Below are 13,728 nucleotides of genomic sequence, written 5' to 3'. Positions count from 1 at the left end.
TTAACGCTTCGAGTACTGAGGCGCCTTGCGGGCCTTCTTGAGTCCAGCCTTCTTACGCTCCTTGACGCGAGCATCGCGCGACAGGAAGCCGGCCTTCTTCAGGGTCGGACGGTTGTTCTCCTCGTCGATGCCGTTGAGCGAACGAGCGATGCCGAGACGCAGTGCACCGGCCTGGCCCGAGGGGCCACCGCCCGAGATGCGCGCGATGACGTCGTAGCCGCCGGCGAGGTTGAGGATGGTGAACGGGTCGTTGATCAGCTGCTGGTGCAGCTTGTTCGGGAAGTAGTCCTCGAGCGTGCGGCCGTTGACCGTGATCGTTCCCGAGCCGGGGACGAGACGCACGCGGGCGATGGCCTGCTTGCGACGGCCGACAGCGGCACCCGGGACGCTCAGCACGGGGCGGGGAGCCGCCTCGACTGCGTCGGTCTCGGGAGTCGACGTCGAGAAGTTCTGGGGGTTTTCGGTGGTGTCCTGGATGTCAGCCACGAGTATGTCCTTAAGTCTTTACGGCGCTTACTGGGCGACCTGGTCGAGGGTGTACGTCTTCGGCTGCTGAGCGGCGTGCGGGTGCTCTCCACCGACGTAGACCTTGAGCTTCGACAGCTGCTGACGGCCGATGCTGTTCTTGGGGAGCATGCCACGGATGGCCTTCTCGACAGCACGGACCGGGTTCTTCTCCATGAGCTCGGCGTAGGTGACCGACTTCAGGCCGCCCGGGTAACCCGAGTGGCGGTAGGCCAGCTTCTTCTGGAGCTTCTGACCGGTGAGCGCGACCTTGTCGGCGTTCACGATGATGACGAAGTCACCCGAGTCGATGTGGTTGGCGAAGGTGGGCTTGTGCTTGCCACGCAGGAGCGTAGCGGCGTGCGAGGCCAGACGGCCGAGAACGACGTCAGTGGCGTCGATGACGACCCAGTCACGCTGGACCTCGCCGGCCTTAGGGGTGTAAGTGCGCGTCACGATAGTGCTGCTTTCTTGTTCGAACGGAGAAGTTCGTGAATCCCACTCCGGGGTGGTTCTTCCCTACAGGGAGGAACACGCCAGTGGAGGGCTCACGTTCGTGGCACTCGGCAGTCGAGTACCAAAGTGACAGCTTACGTCATTCCGAGCGTTCTCCCAAACCGGGCCGGTCGGCGGTCAGTCGAAGCGGGTCGTCACCAGGATCGGACGGTGGTCGCTCATCCCCTGCGGGAGCGTGGTGACCCGCTGGATCTCGAAGCCGACAGAGGTGGCGAAGTCGTAGTGGCCGCGGAACACGCGGTACCGGGTGTAGGTGTGATCGTCGCTCAGTGTCAGCGCGTATCCGTGTTCGCGGATCGTCTGACCGAGGTTCTCCTTGAACACGGGGTAGTTGTAGTCGCCGACCATCAGCTGCGGCAGTCCCTCGCCGAGCGTCGCCAGCTCGGTGAGCGCCGCCCGGATCTGATGCCGCCGCAGGGAGTTCAGGGCCGTGAGCGGCGCCGCATGGAACGACGCGGCGATGAACTCGCGCCCCGCGTCGATGTCCCGCAGCCGTGCGCCCAGGACCCGCTCGTGCGCGGGCTTGGCGATGCGGTCGTGCAGCGACTTCTTCAGCTCGATCGTGCGGATGCCCTGCAGGTGGAACTCGCTCGCGCGATAGAACATCGCGAGTCCCAGCCGGTTGCCCTGCGTCGCATCCGCGAGGGTGAGGTCTCCGATGGTCTCCGGCAGGTCCGCGACATCGCACTCCTGCAGGCACAGGATGTCAGGATCGTGCGTCGAGGCCAGCGCCGCGAGCTCTCCTGCGGCGCGGTGCTTCTGCAAGTTGTACGAGATGACCTTCATCGCACTTCACGGTAGTGCGTCAGTCTTGGATTCCGGTGGCAATCGCCCGCCCTCGCGTCGTCGCGTCGCCGCGGCGTCCGACGTCGCCGGGGAACAGTGCATCCCGCGCGAGTTGGCGCTCTCTGCGACGTCGGCTCGAATCCGCCCAGCCGATGACGAAGCCCGAGGCGATCAGCACGACGGCGGCGACAAGGGGCCACCGTGCGTCCATCGCCGTCCAGTCCGCCCAGATCGCGCCGGTGCCCACGATGAGAGCACCCGCCCCGACCACGGACAGACCGATCTGCAGCCGGACCATCGACCGATTGCCCGAGAGCAGGGACTCGACCAGGCTCGTGTCGACGCGACGCGGCACGCCGTCCGAGACCCACCGCACCAGCGCGCGCTCGCGCGAGAACTGCAGGACGACTCCCCCGAGCCAGGCGACGATGCCGAGGGCGGCGCACATCGCGATCGCTGCGCCGCTGGTCAGGCTCAGCACATCGATGCCGTTCTCGATGGGCTCGTCCCAGTAGACCGGGTCGCAGGTGCGGCACTGCTGTCGCATGAACACCGACAGCATGAAGGCCGCGAGCGAGAGGAGCGTCGCCGTCAGCAGGAACTTCGCGATCCGGCCGACGGTCCGCGCGCTCGGCACCGCGAGCCAGCGGGGCACGACGGTGCGCATCGCCGCGTCCCTGCGGTCGGCGTCGCGCCTTTCCGCGAGCGGCACCAGCCGCTTCCACCGGCTCCACTGCGTGCTCATCCGCGGCCCAACGCGCTCGACGGCTCGTCGCCCGAGTCGTCGCACCGCCGCGGCGCCGGCGGCCAGCACGGCGATGACGAGGAGCGCGACCCAGCTCACCGCATCCTCACGGAGATCTTCCGTGAAGAGCACCCCCAGCGCGAAGAGGGCGCCGAGTCCCACCACGCACCAGAACACCACCGTGCCGGTCTTCTGCAGGAGTGCGGCCGGCGACGCCTGCAGCGTCTGGCGCAGGGAGTGCTGCGGCACGGCATCCGGGTTCTCGAGCGCAGCGGCTTCGACGGCGCGCAGTGCCGCGAAGCGTTCGGCGACCACGACGACGGGGACGAGAGCTGCCAGCAGCGCAGCCGCGAGCAGGAAGACGCCCATGCTCGCTCGGAACAGAGGGTCGAGGTCGATCTGCCAGTACAGGGACGACAGCGCCTCCTCCCCCACGATGCCGACCACGATGATGCCGACGAACGTGTAGAGCGTGCCGACGATCAGCCCGATGCAGGTGTCGACCAGCGCTCGCCAGAACGCCCAGCCCGGCGAGGTGACTTCGACGAACATCGCAGCCAGCCGACTCATGCGCTCGTGCCGTCACGACGGGCGCGCGTCTGCTCCGCCCTGGTCGACAGCAGATCGTCGGCGGGATAGCCGACCTCGGTGAGCGTGAGTCCCCGCGCCGCCAGGACCTTGAACTCGCTGGTGCGGGTGAGCGCGTCGCGCAGCACGACCAGATCGTCGATGTCGAGACGCCCTTCCCCCACGGCGACACACGCGCCGACGAGGGCCCGCACCATGCTGTGGCAGAACGCGTCGGCCTTCACCTCGGCGACCAGCACACCCTCGGCGTCCCTCGACCAGCGGTAGTCGAGGAGCGTCCGGATCGTCGTGGCCTCCTCACGAGGTTTGCAGTAGGCCGCGAAATCGTGGAGTCCGATGAGCGTCCGCGCCGCGGCATCCATCGCCTGGTCGTCGAGAACGCCGCGGTGCGCGGTCGTGTCGTGGCGTCGAAGAGGGTCGTACCCCGCCGTCGAGTCGGCGAGACGGTAGCGGTAACGCCGCCAGACCGCAGAGAATCGGGCGTCGAATCCATCGGGAGCGATGGACGAGCGCGTGACGGTCGCATCGGGGTAGGCGCCGAGCACTCCCCTCATCCGTCGCGCGATCGACGCCGCAGGGTCCTGCGGCGCACGACCCTGACGCGACTCGATGCGGGCCCACTGCTCCTCGTCGAGGTCGACGTGCGCGACCTGACCCAGGGCGTGGACCCCGGCATCCGTCCGTCCTGCGACGACGAACTGCACCTCGGAGCCGACGATGCGAGCAAGCGCGGCCTCGAGAGTCCCCTGCACTGTGCGCAGGGTGGGCTGCTTGGCCCACCCGCGGAAGTGGGTGCCGTCGTAGGCGATGTCGAGCCGGATGCGCACGGATAAAGCCTAGGGCGTACCCGCGCGCGATCCGGCTCGGACAGGATGCCGCAGCTCAGATGCCGCCGTCGATCGAGCGGATCAGGCCCGGCTCGTCGGGCACCATCACCTGGGTGTCGCGGTTGAGGCTCTCGCCGCGGAAGAACCTCTTCGACCGCGGGAACAGGTACCAGACGAACATGAGCACGAGGCCGAACGCGAGCGCTCCGATGCCGATCACGAAGGTGCCGCCGATGCCGAAGAGCACCGTGTAGCCGTAGTCCACGTCCCACATGTCGATCGCCGACTGCACGAAGGCCCAGGTGAGCATGGCCGCGCCCAGCACCGGGAACAGCCCCTTGAAGAGGAAGTCGCGCGCCGAGCGGGTGAGATCCTTGCGGAAGTACCAGGCGCAGGCGAACCCGGTGATGGCGTAGTAGAACGCGATCGCCAGACCGAGCGACAGGATTGAGTCCTGGAGGATGTCGTCGCTGATCAGGGTCATGCCGATGTAGTACGCGATGGCCACGACCCCCATGACGATGGTCGAGAAGGACGGAGTCTTGTAGGTCGGGTGCACGTCCTTGAACTTCGCCGGCAGAGCGCGGTACACGCCCATCGCGAGGGTGCCGCGGGCGGTGGGGAGGATCGTGGTCTGCGTCGACGAGATGGCCGAGAGCACGACGGCGACCACGAGCACCCAGCCGAACGGGCCGAGCAGGCCGTCCTTGATCGCCAGGAAGAAGTCGTCGGCGTTGGCCTCGTTGCCGAGCCCGGTGCCCTCCGACCCGAGACCGGCGTACATCATCGCGGCGATCGTGACGCCGACGTAGGTGACGAGGAGGATGACGGTCGTCAGCAGCGCCGCGCGGCCGGGGATCTTCTTGGGATCCTTGGTCTCCTCGTTGAGCGCGAGGCACGTGTCCCAGCCCCAGTAGATGAAGAGAGCGAGCAGGATCGACTCGGTGAATCCGGGCCAGCTGGTGAACGCGAACGGGTTCAGCCATTCCATCTCGAACGGCGTCGGGTTGGGGGCGGTACCCGCGAAGAACTGCCAGAGAGCGGCGACGACGAAGATCGCCAGGGCGAGGTACTGGATGCCCAGCAGAACGTTCTGGATGCGCTCACCGATCTCGACGCCGCGCCAGCTGACCCAGGTCATCGCGGCGATGAACAGCACAGCGACGAGGACGATCCGCCAGTCGTTGTTCTCGAGATCGAACCCGATCAGGGACCAGAAGTAGACCGATGCGATCTGGGCGAGGTTGGCGAGCACCACCATGCCGGCGACTGCGACCCCCCAACCGCCCATCCAGCCGACCCAGGGACCGAACGCCTTCGTCCCCCACGTGAACGTGGTGCCGCAGTCGGGGACGGCGTTGTTCAGCTCACGGTAGGCGAAGGCGATCAGCAGCATCGGCACGAACGCGATGATGAACGCGATCGGTGCCTGAGCTCCGACGGCCAGCACCACATAGCCGAGCGTCGCGACGAGTGAGTAGACGGGGGCCGTCGAGGCCAGGCCGATGACGGTCGAGCCCCACAGACCGAGGGTGCCGGCGGCCAGGCCCTTGCCGTCGGGGCGTTCGAGATGGATCGGCGTCGTAGCTGACATGCTCAGAACATACGGGTACCGCGTATATCGCGTCAATCCTTTTCTTATACCGACGGATTCCGTGGGCGTCTGCGCAACTGAGCGACGGAATCAGTCGAGTGAGTCACGAACGATCATTCCGTCGGCGTGGTCGGCGACCCACTCGACGAGCGGCAGCATCCGCCCCATGAGATCCCGCCCGAGAGGAGTCAGGCTGTACTCGACGTGCGGAGGCACCGTCGGGAAGGACTCACGACGCACCAGCCCGTCGTCGGCGAGGGTTCGCAGGGTCGAGGCGAGCATCTTCTCGCTGATGCCGCCGACCTCGCGGCGCAGTTCGCCCCAGCGATGGGTGCCGTCGGAGAGGGACGAGAGCACGAGCACGCCCCACTTGCTCATCACGTGGTCGAGGATGACGCGGGTGCTGCATCCCGGCTCGAAGATCTGCGGAGTCGACTCGCGGATCTGTGCATAACTAACCGTCATGTAGGTACCTTACTTCAAAGTGGGTACCCGCAGTATGGAATGTTCCGACACGGTGGCCAGGTTATCGCCTCTGTCACCTACGAAAGGACACCCCATGACCATCCTCGTCACCGGTGCGACCGGCAACCTCGGACGCCTCGTCATCGCCAGCCTCCTCGAGCGCGGCGCCGACCCGCAGTCGATCATCGCCGGCGCCCGCGATGTCGCGAAGGCCGAGGATCTCGGCGTGCGGGTCGCGCGGCTCGACTACACCGACCCCTCCTCCGTCACCTCCGCCCTCGAGGGCGTGGACAGCGTCCTGCTGATCTCGGGTTCCGAGGTCGGGCAGCGCGTCGCGCAGCACCAGGCGGTCATCGACGCCGCCCGGTCCGCCGGTGTCACGAAGTTCGTCTACACCAGCGCTCCGAAGGCCACGACGAGCGATCTCGTGCTCGCCCCCGAACACAAGGCCACCGAGGAGCTCATCACGGCGTCCGGTCTCCCGGCAGTCATCCTGCGCAACAACTGGTACACCGAGAACTACGCCGCTGACCTCGCCCGTGCAGCCGAGACCGGAGTGCTCGCCTCCGGAGCCGGCGACGGCCGCGTCGCGTCGGCCAGCCGCAAGGACTTCGCCGAGGCCGCAGCCGTCGTGCTGCTCGAAGACGGTCACATCGGGCAGGTGTATGAACTCGGCGGCGACGTCGCGTGGGACTACACCCAGCTCGCAGCCGCGATCGCGGAGCTCTCCGGCCGCGACGTGACCTATCAGCCGCTCACGGCCGACGAGCAGCTCGCCGGACTCCAGGCGGCCGGTCTCGACGAGGGCACGGCGGGCTTCGTCGTCGCTCTGGATGCCGGCATCGCGTCGGGCGCGCTCTCCGAGTCGGACGGCACGCTCGCGCGCCTCATCGGCCGTCCCACGACGCCTCTCGTCGAGGGCCTGCGCGCCATCGCCTGATCCGCCGTTCGGCATCCGGCCGACCGCCCCACCAGGAGGCGCCGATCCTCACCCAGGACCGGCGCCTCAGCGCGCTCACGCGGACTCAGTCCGACGATGCCTCCCGAGGATGGACATACGCGATCGTGAGCACGATCTCGACGGACCCCAGCCCGTCCTCCGCCAGGACCTTCTCCAAGGCCCCGCGGACGTCCTGCAGCAGCTCGACGGCACTCGCCGAGTACTCGATGCCGAGCGATGCCTCGACCACGACGCCCTCGTCGGCGACGCGAACCGCCACGAGCGGCTCGTCGACCCGGCTGATGCCGATCGCGACCGCACCTTCTCCGACGAGATTCGACACCAGTGAGCCCGCCCGGTAGACGCTGCGCACACCCGGGGTGGCCAGCACGGCCGCCTCGATCCTCTCAGCGAGTCCCGTGGGATCGGTAACGCTCATGGTGTCTCCTCCGCCGCGCTGCTGATTCTCTGGATGTCCCGCACGGTGACGTCGATCGCGGTCACCGTGAGGGACGTCTGCCGCCGCAGACGCTCGGCGACCTCTTCGCGGAGCCGGTCCACCGCCTGCGGGATCGACTCGCCGTAGACGGCGTTGACCTCGATCGCGATGCGGATCGGCTCGCCCACGGCGGTGACGTCGCCGTCGAGTGTCGACCGCCCGACCAGAATGCCGGGCACAGCGTTCTCCGCCGAGCGGATGAGGCCCCGGACTGCCCCCTCGGTGATTCCGAAGTCGACCGCGGGGTCGGTCTCTGCGAACGGGATCCGACGCCCGGCGCGGGCGTCCAGGGCGATGCCCGAGAGGATGCGATCGACCCAGCTGTCATCGACCTCGGGCATGGCGGCGGCATCGGCGTCGATCAGCTGACCGCCGAGGCCGTGCAGCCGCTCGAGTGCGTCGAGAGCGAGCTGGCATCCCGGCGAGCCCTCGATCGACGGGTCGAGGGGAACCCTCCCTGCTTCGAGATAGTCGCTCAGCTCTTCGAGCGTGTGCCCGTCGAGATCGCCCGGTTCGAGACCGAGCTGACGGACGTCGGGGGTCGCCTGATCATCGCTCATCGCCAGGCCTCCATTCGCACGATCATGAATTTGCGGGCTCTGGCGAGAAGGCCACGCGCCGTCGACACCGATATGTCGAGCTCGGCGGCGATCTCGTCGTACGAGTACCCGCCCATCTCCCTGAGCACCCAGCACTCTCGCTGGGCGGCCGGCAGCTCCTGCAACGCCGCCCCCAGCGCCTCGATCCCCGCGCGGGCCTCGACGACGCGCGCCGGAGCACCCTGCGGCGGCGCGGCCTGCTCAACGTCGTCGACGTCGATCATCGGTCGCTGTGCGCGGATGCGATCCACCGCCTTGCGGCTCACGATGCGCATCAGCCAGCTCTTGACCTTCGCGGGGTCGTCCAGTTCGGAGAACCGCTGCCACGCGGTCACGAACGTCTCCTGGACGATGTCGTCGACATCGGCCGAGGCGTTCAGCATCCGCTGCGTGTACGCGCGCATCATCGGCGTGTACCTGCGCACCAGCACCGCGAATGCGGCGACGTCCCCATCCATCGCCCGACCGGCGACGATCCGGTCGTCCGCCTGCTCGAGTGCAGAGCGAAAGCGTTCCCCAGCCATGCGTCGACTCCCTTTTCCATTCCCCCGAATAGATTCGGAGCGGACCCGTGATCGGATCGGATCATCGACCCGATCACGAGGTCACGAGATGCTGATCCGATCACTCGTTCGCATCTCGATGGATCACAGGACACGCGTCTCCACGGCGTCGTCGGCGGCGGCGACGACGTCGTCCGACGCGTCATCGGAGGGGATGTGGACGTCGTTGATGGTGACGTTGACCTCGACCGCCTGCTTGCCGACGAACTCGCTCATCGCGACGGAGATCGCCGCGCGGACATCGTCTGCGACCTTCTGCAACGATGCCGGGTACTCGGCGACGATCGTCACGTCGACCGCGACCTGCGTCTCGCCCACTTCGACGCTGACACCCTGGGTCAGGTCGGTGGAGTTGAGAGCATCACGGATGGCTCCGACGGCGCGAGCGGCTCCGCCACCGAGCGCGTACACACCGGGAACCTCGCGAGCCGCGATTCCCGCGATCTTCGCGACCACGCCGTTCTCGATGATCGTCGCACCCGTCGAGGCGACGGTCGAACCTGCCGGGGCGACCTGGACCTTGGGCTGCTGTGCGTTCGAGACGTTCGCCATCATGTGCTCCTTCGTCAGTGTGTTCCGATCCCCTGCGGGGAGGGCCGCAGTGCAGCGACACCACTAAGACGGATGCTACGAACGATTCGTCACAAATTGGTCGTCATTCATGACGGAGGCCGCTCCCCGACGGGGAGCGGCCTCCGCTGAGAGGGGACGTCAGCGAGCCGTGCGGGCGAATGCGACGGATGCCAGCGCCGCAGCCTGGTCGCCGAGCACCGCGTCGTCGAACAGCACCCTCGGCGAGTGGTTCCACTCGATCGTGCTCGGGTCCGCGTCGGGCGGCGAGGTCATCAGCGCGATGAACGTGCCGGGCACCTCGTCGAGGACGAAGGCGAAGTCCTCTGATCCCATCATCGGCGTCGGCATGATGACGACGCGCTGCTCGCCGAAGACACCCTGCAGCACGTCGACGGTCTCGGCCGTCTCTGCGGGGTCGTTCACGGTCACCGGATACATCGTGTCGAAGCGCACGTCGGCGGTGAGGCCGTGCGCGGCCGCCACCCCCTCGATCACCCGAGGCAGCCCCTCCTGGAGGGTCGCGAGCGACGCGGGCGACATGTTGCGGACGGTCGCAGCGAGCTCGACCTGCTCGGGGATGACGTTGACCGCTCCCTCACCCGTCGAGAGCCGGGTCACCGACAGCACCACGGGATCGAAGGCATCGAACCGCCGCGTCACGAAGCTCTGGAGCGCCAGCACGATCTCGGCCGCGGCGGGCACCGGATCGAGCGTCTGATGAGGCTGCGAACCGTGCCCTCCCCTGCCGTCGACCGTCACGAAGAGCTGGTTGGATCCTGCGGCCACCGCTCCGCTCCTCGTCGCGAAGAGGCCGCGCGGACCGGGTGCGACATGGATCGCGTACGCGGCGACCGGACGTTCACCGGCCGCGTCGAGCAGCCCCTCCTCGATCATGACCTTCGCGCCCCCGTGTCCCTCCTCCCCCGGCTGGAACATGAAGATCACCGAGCCGTGCAGCTCGTCGCGTCTCTCCGAGAGAAGCCTCGCCGCGCCCACGAGGCCCGCGGTGTGCAGGTCGTGCCCGCACGCGTGCATGGTGCCGTTGGTGGAGGCGAACTCCAGACCGGTCGTCTCCTCGATCGGCAGGGCGTCCATGTCACCGCGCAGCAGCACCGCGGGCCCCGGCCGCCCTCCGCGCAGAACCGCCACGACCGAGGTGGTGCGCGTGCCGGTGGTGATCTCGAGGGGCAGTCCTTCGAGCGCGTCGAGAACCTTCTGCTGCGTGCGCGGCAGGTCGAGTCCGAGCTCGGGGTCGGCGTGCAGAGCTCGTCGCAGGGCGACCAGGTCGGGCAGGATCGCGACGGCATCGGCCGCGAAATCGGGGGCGCTCACGAGTGGGCCTTTCGTGCGGAGGAGTCGGTGAGGCGCGGCATCCGCATGAATGCGAGCGCGAGGGCGGAGATGATGAACGCGCCGGCGCAGACGCTCCAGATGGTGATGTAACCGCCGATCGACGAGCTGAGGGATCCGGATGCGGTGAAGCCCGCGAGCAGCACGGCGAACACCGCGCCGGCAGCCGACCCTCCGAGGGTGCGCAGCGAGTTGTAGACCCCGGCCGCGATCCCGGGTCGAATCGCTCGGGGCCAGTTCGGCGACGAGCGCGGGGAGAACTCCGAGGAGGAAGCCCATACCGACACGATCGGAGCACGGAGCTCACAGTGCACTCTTAGGTTCAGAGTGCAAGATTGCACTTCATGAGCGAGAGTGCAGATTCATTGCGAGAGCAGCGCAAGAGGGAGACGTCCCGCGCACTCACCGACGAGGCTCGCCGACTGACGACCGAGCACGGTTTCGCCGGCTTCACCGTCGAGGAGCTCTGCTCTGCGGTCGGTGTCTCGCGGCGTACGTTCTTCAACTACTTCGAGAGCAAGGAGAACGCCGTCTTCGGGTTCGCCGCGATCGACTCGCGACAGGAAGCGCTCGAGGCCGCCTTCGTCGCGCAGGACGGCGAGCTGCTCGACGACTTCATCGGGTTGACGATCGCGCGATTCGAGCTCTTCAATCCCCTCGACGACGCGCCGGCCCTGTTCGCGGTGATCGAGCAGGAGCCTCGGCTGCTCAAGGCCGCATTCGAGCAGCTGGCGAAGAACGAGAGGCGCGACGGCGAGCTCGTCGTTCAGCGAAGCGGTGGAGGCGACGATGCCGAGCTGCGCGCCGAGGTCATGGTCCACACTGTCGGCGCCCTGGTGCGCCTGTGCATGGACCAGCTGCTGCACCACCACTCGGCCGACTCCTTCAGCGACCTCGTCAGCCGACGCCTCGAGATCGCTCGCTCCGTGTTCGCACCATCACAGAAAGCCCACTGAATGTCCGCCACCGCCACCATGGATGCGCCCTTCCTGCTCACGAAGCGCCGCATCTGGATCATCTTCAGCGCCCTGATAGCGGGCATGCTGCTCTCGAGCCTCGACCAGACGATCGTCTCGACCGCCATGCCGACCATCGTCGGACAGCTCGGCGGCGTCGACCACCAGGTCTGGATCACCACGGCCTATCTGCTCGCGACCACCATCGTCATGCCCATCTACGGCAAGTTCGGTGACGTCCTGGGCCGACGCAATCTCTTCCTCGTCGCGATCGCGCTGTTCACGCTCGCGTCCGTCGGCTGCGCCTTCGCGACCGACTTCTGGATGTTCGTGATCTTCCGCGCACTGCAGGGCCTCGGCGGCGGCGGTCTGATGATCCTGTCCCAGGCGATCATCGCCGACATCGTCCCCGCGAACGAGCGCGGCAAGTACATGGGCCCCCTGGGCGCCGTCTTCGGTCTGTCGGCCGTCGCCGGCCCCCTGCTCGGCGGGTTCTTCGTCGACCACCTCACCTGGCAGTGGGCGTTCTACATCAACATCCCGGTCGGAATCGCCGCCTTCATCATCGCCCTCGTCGCGTTGAAGCTGCCCAGCAAGAAGGCCCAGAAGCCGATCGACATCTTCGGCGTCATCTTCCTCTCGATAGCGACGACCTGTCTGATCTTCTTCACCGACTTCGGCGGCGACAAGGAGTTCGGCTGGGATTCGCTCGCCACATGGGCCTGGGGAGCCGGGCTCATCGTGGCCGCGACCGCGTTCGTCATCACCGAGGCCAAGGTGCAGGACCCGATCATCCCGCTGAGCCTCTTCCGCAATCCGATTTTCGTCAACGCGACCGCGATCGGTCTCGTGCTCGGCATCGGGATGTTCGCGGCGATCGGGTTCGTCCCGACGTTCCTGCAGATGTCGTCGGGCACGTCGGCCGCCGCATCCGGTCTGCTGATGATCCCGATGATGGTGGGACTGATCGGAACGTCGATCTTCTCGGGCATCGCGATCTCGAAGACGGGGAAGTACAAGATCTACCCGATCGTCGGAACGATCCTGACGGGCATCGCGATGATCTCGATGACCACCCTCTCGGCCGAGACGCCGATCTGGCTGATCTGCGCCTTCCTCTTCGTGTTCGGCGCCGGTCTGGGCCTGATCATGCAGGTCGTCGTGCTGGTCGTGCAGAACGCCGTCCCCGCCGGCGAGATCGGCACAGCGACGAGCACGAACAACTACTTCCGCGAAGTGGGTGCATCACTCGGAACCGCCGTCTTCGGCACGATCTTCACCACCCGCCTGACCGAGAACCTGCTCGGCGTCTTCGCCGACGCCGGAGCATCACCGGATGCCGCCTCGCAGGCGGCGTCGACGATCGACCCCGCGACGTTGAACTCGCTGCCGGACGAGGTCAGGGACGGCATCGTCACGGCCTACGCGGATGCCCTCGCACCGGTCTTCTGGTACCTGGTGCCCTTCATCGCTCTCGCTCTGGTGCTCTCGCTGTTCCTCAAGCAGATCCCGCTGTCGGATCAGGCGGGACTCGTCGCTCGGGGCGAGGCCATCAGCGGCGAGGAGGCGGAGCGTCTCGAGGCGGAGCAGCGCGGCGGCTCCGGTCGAAGTGACGCCGCTCCCGGCGACGAGGACCGCATCGCAGCCGGTCGGCGCGACATCCCGCCCGCCGGTCGCTGACCTTTTCACGAACGACGGGCCCGCTCCTCAGATGAGGACCGGGCCCGTCTTCGTGCGTGGTCAGGGGAGGTCGCCGACCTCGAGCTCGTCCGGGTGATCCGCATTGTCGCCGTCGGCCTTCTGGCTCTCACCCGGGGTGGCGGGGTCGACCTCGGGGTCCGGGTCGTTCGTCACGAAGTCGGCGTCCACGCCGGTCGCGTCGATCTCGGCGCCTTCGTCCGGTGCTGCCTGGGGGTCTGACATGAGTCGCTCCTATCGTCCGGGTACTGGACCACCAGTGTGACCGCCGCAGGCCTCGCCACGGCATCCCCTTGACATCGCGCACGCCGAGCCGCATCCGATCCGGTGGGTACCGCGCGAACATCGTGCCCGGAGTGCGTGTCGGTCGATCGTGAGCCCGGGTACGCAAAAACCCCCGGGAATCCCGGGGGTTTTCATCTGTAGCAGGAGCGGGGCTTGAACCCGCGACCTCACGATTATGAGTCGTGCGCTCTGACCAGCTGAGCTACCCTGCCACACCGCATCCGCATCGCAGATACGAAC

General features: G+C 67.4%; 17 protein-coding genes and 1 tRNA gene. 3 read left to right on the top strand and 15 right to left on the bottom strand.

Translation table 11 applies throughout. The annotated features are described in order from the left end of the window. From rpsI to AKG07_RS16815, 7 genes are all read right to left on the bottom strand, one after another. The gene (gene rpsI, locus AKG07_RS16845) at positions 1–486 is read right to left on the bottom strand and encodes a 30S ribosomal protein S9 (RefSeq protein WP_042539158.1); all 486 of its coding nucleotides are present in this window, start codon (positions 484–486) and stop codon (positions 1–3) included. A 27-nt stretch (positions 487–513) separates the two neighbouring features. After that, positions 514–960, bottom strand: coding sequence for a 50S ribosomal protein L13 (rplM, locus tag AKG07_RS16840; protein ID WP_045253410.1), 447 nt, complete (start codon positions 958–960; stop codon positions 514–516). Positions 961–1,137: 177 nt separating this feature from the next. Continuing rightward, the gene (locus AKG07_RS16835) at positions 1,138–1,806 is read right to left on the bottom strand and encodes an endonuclease/exonuclease/phosphatase family protein (protein WP_053098939.1); all 669 of its coding nucleotides are present in this window, start codon (positions 1,804–1,806) and stop codon (positions 1,138–1,140) included. A gap of 19 nt (positions 1,807–1,825) precedes the next feature. Next, on the bottom strand, positions 1,826–3,121 hold the full coding sequence (locus AKG07_RS16830; protein ID WP_171821986.1) for a hypothetical protein: 1,296 nt from the start codon (positions 3,119–3,121) through the stop codon (positions 1,826–1,828). Further along, complete coding sequence (truA, locus tag AKG07_RS16825) at positions 3,118–3,966, bottom strand: tRNA pseudouridine(38-40) synthase TruA (RefSeq protein WP_053098937.1); 849 nt, start codon at positions 3,964–3,966, stop codon at positions 3,118–3,120. Before truA ends, AKG07_RS16830 begins: the two co-directional genes overlap by 4 nt. A 55-nt stretch (positions 3,967–4,021) precedes the next feature. Continuing rightward, positions 4,022–5,560: an APC family permease gene (locus tag AKG07_RS16820; RefSeq protein WP_053098936.1), complete on the bottom strand. Its 1,539-nt coding sequence runs from the start codon at positions 5,558–5,560 to the stop codon at positions 4,022–4,024. A 90-nt stretch (positions 5,561–5,650) separates the two neighbouring features. Continuing rightward, positions 5,651–6,025, bottom strand: a complete 375-nt coding sequence (locus tag AKG07_RS16815; RefSeq protein ID WP_053098935.1) for a winged helix-turn-helix transcriptional regulator — start codon at positions 6,023–6,025, stop codon at positions 5,651–5,653. 94 nt (positions 6,026–6,119) lie between these two features. On the opposite strand from AKG07_RS16815, the gene AKG07_RS16810 reads away from it, so the two are divergent. After that, positions 6,120–6,965: an SDR family oxidoreductase gene (locus AKG07_RS16810; protein WP_053098934.1), complete on the top strand. Its 846-nt coding sequence runs from the start codon at positions 6,120–6,122 to the stop codon at positions 6,963–6,965. 85 nt (positions 6,966–7,050) lie between these two features. On the opposite strand, the gene AKG07_RS16805 is transcribed toward AKG07_RS16810, so the two are convergent. The 6 genes from AKG07_RS16805 to AKG07_RS18150 all read right to left on the bottom strand — a co-directional run bounded on the left by AKG07_RS16805 (position 7,051) and on the right by AKG07_RS18150 (position 10,836). Beyond that, positions 7,051–7,404, bottom strand: coding sequence for a hypothetical protein (locus AKG07_RS16805; RefSeq protein WP_053098933.1), 354 nt, complete (start codon positions 7,402–7,404; stop codon positions 7,051–7,053). Then, positions 7,401–8,024, bottom strand: coding sequence for an Asp23/Gls24 family envelope stress response protein (locus AKG07_RS16800; protein WP_053098932.1), 624 nt, complete (start codon positions 8,022–8,024; stop codon positions 7,401–7,403). Before AKG07_RS16800 ends, AKG07_RS16805 begins: the two co-directional genes overlap by 4 nt. Beyond that, positions 8,021–8,587: an RNA polymerase sigma factor gene (locus AKG07_RS16795; protein WP_053098931.1), complete on the bottom strand. Its 567-nt coding sequence runs from the start codon at positions 8,585–8,587 to the stop codon at positions 8,021–8,023. Before AKG07_RS16795 ends, AKG07_RS16800 begins: the two co-directional genes overlap by 4 nt. 123 nt (positions 8,588–8,710) lie before the next feature. Next, positions 8,711–9,178: an Asp23/Gls24 family envelope stress response protein gene (locus tag AKG07_RS16790; protein WP_082298078.1), complete on the bottom strand. Its 468-nt coding sequence runs from the start codon at positions 9,176–9,178 to the stop codon at positions 8,711–8,713. Positions 9,179–9,337: 159 nt separating this feature from the next. Continuing rightward, positions 9,338–10,531: a M20 metallopeptidase family protein gene (locus AKG07_RS16785; RefSeq protein ID WP_053098930.1), complete on the bottom strand. Its 1,194-nt coding sequence runs from the start codon at positions 10,529–10,531 to the stop codon at positions 9,338–9,340. After that, complete coding sequence (locus AKG07_RS18150; protein ID WP_233277293.1) at positions 10,528–10,836, bottom strand: hypothetical protein; 309 nt, start codon at positions 10,834–10,836, stop codon at positions 10,528–10,530. The genes AKG07_RS16785 and AKG07_RS18150 overlap by 4 nt, the downstream gene beginning before the upstream one ends. 57 nt (positions 10,837–10,893) lie before the next feature. Between AKG07_RS18150 and AKG07_RS16775 the strand changes: the two genes are divergently transcribed. Further along, positions 10,894–11,505, top strand: a complete 612-nt coding sequence (locus AKG07_RS16775; protein WP_053098928.1) for a TetR/AcrR family transcriptional regulator — start codon at positions 10,894–10,896, stop codon at positions 11,503–11,505. Continuing rightward, complete coding sequence (locus AKG07_RS16770; RefSeq protein ID WP_053098927.1) at positions 11,506–13,185, top strand: MDR family MFS transporter; 1,680 nt, start codon at positions 11,506–11,508, stop codon at positions 13,183–13,185. A gap of 60 nt (positions 13,186–13,245) precedes the next feature. On the opposite strand, the gene AKG07_RS16765 is transcribed toward AKG07_RS16770, so the two are convergent. Further along, the gene (locus tag AKG07_RS16765; protein ID WP_053098926.1) at positions 13,246–13,428 is read right to left on the bottom strand and encodes a hypothetical protein; all 183 of its coding nucleotides are present in this window, start codon (positions 13,426–13,428) and stop codon (positions 13,246–13,248) included. 198 nt (positions 13,429–13,626) lie between these two features. Continuing rightward, positions 13,627–13,700 (bottom strand) — tRNA-Met (locus tag AKG07_RS16760). Positions 13,701–13,728 lie beyond the last annotated feature (28 nt).

Source organism: Microbacterium sp. CGR1 (genome assembly GCF_001266755.1).
In the GTDB taxonomy this organism is placed as follows: domain Bacteria; phylum Actinomycetota; class Actinomycetes; order Actinomycetales; family Microbacteriaceae; genus Microbacterium.
Note: the sequence above shows the minus strand (reverse complement) of the source record. Positions and strands in the feature narration are given on the sequence as shown.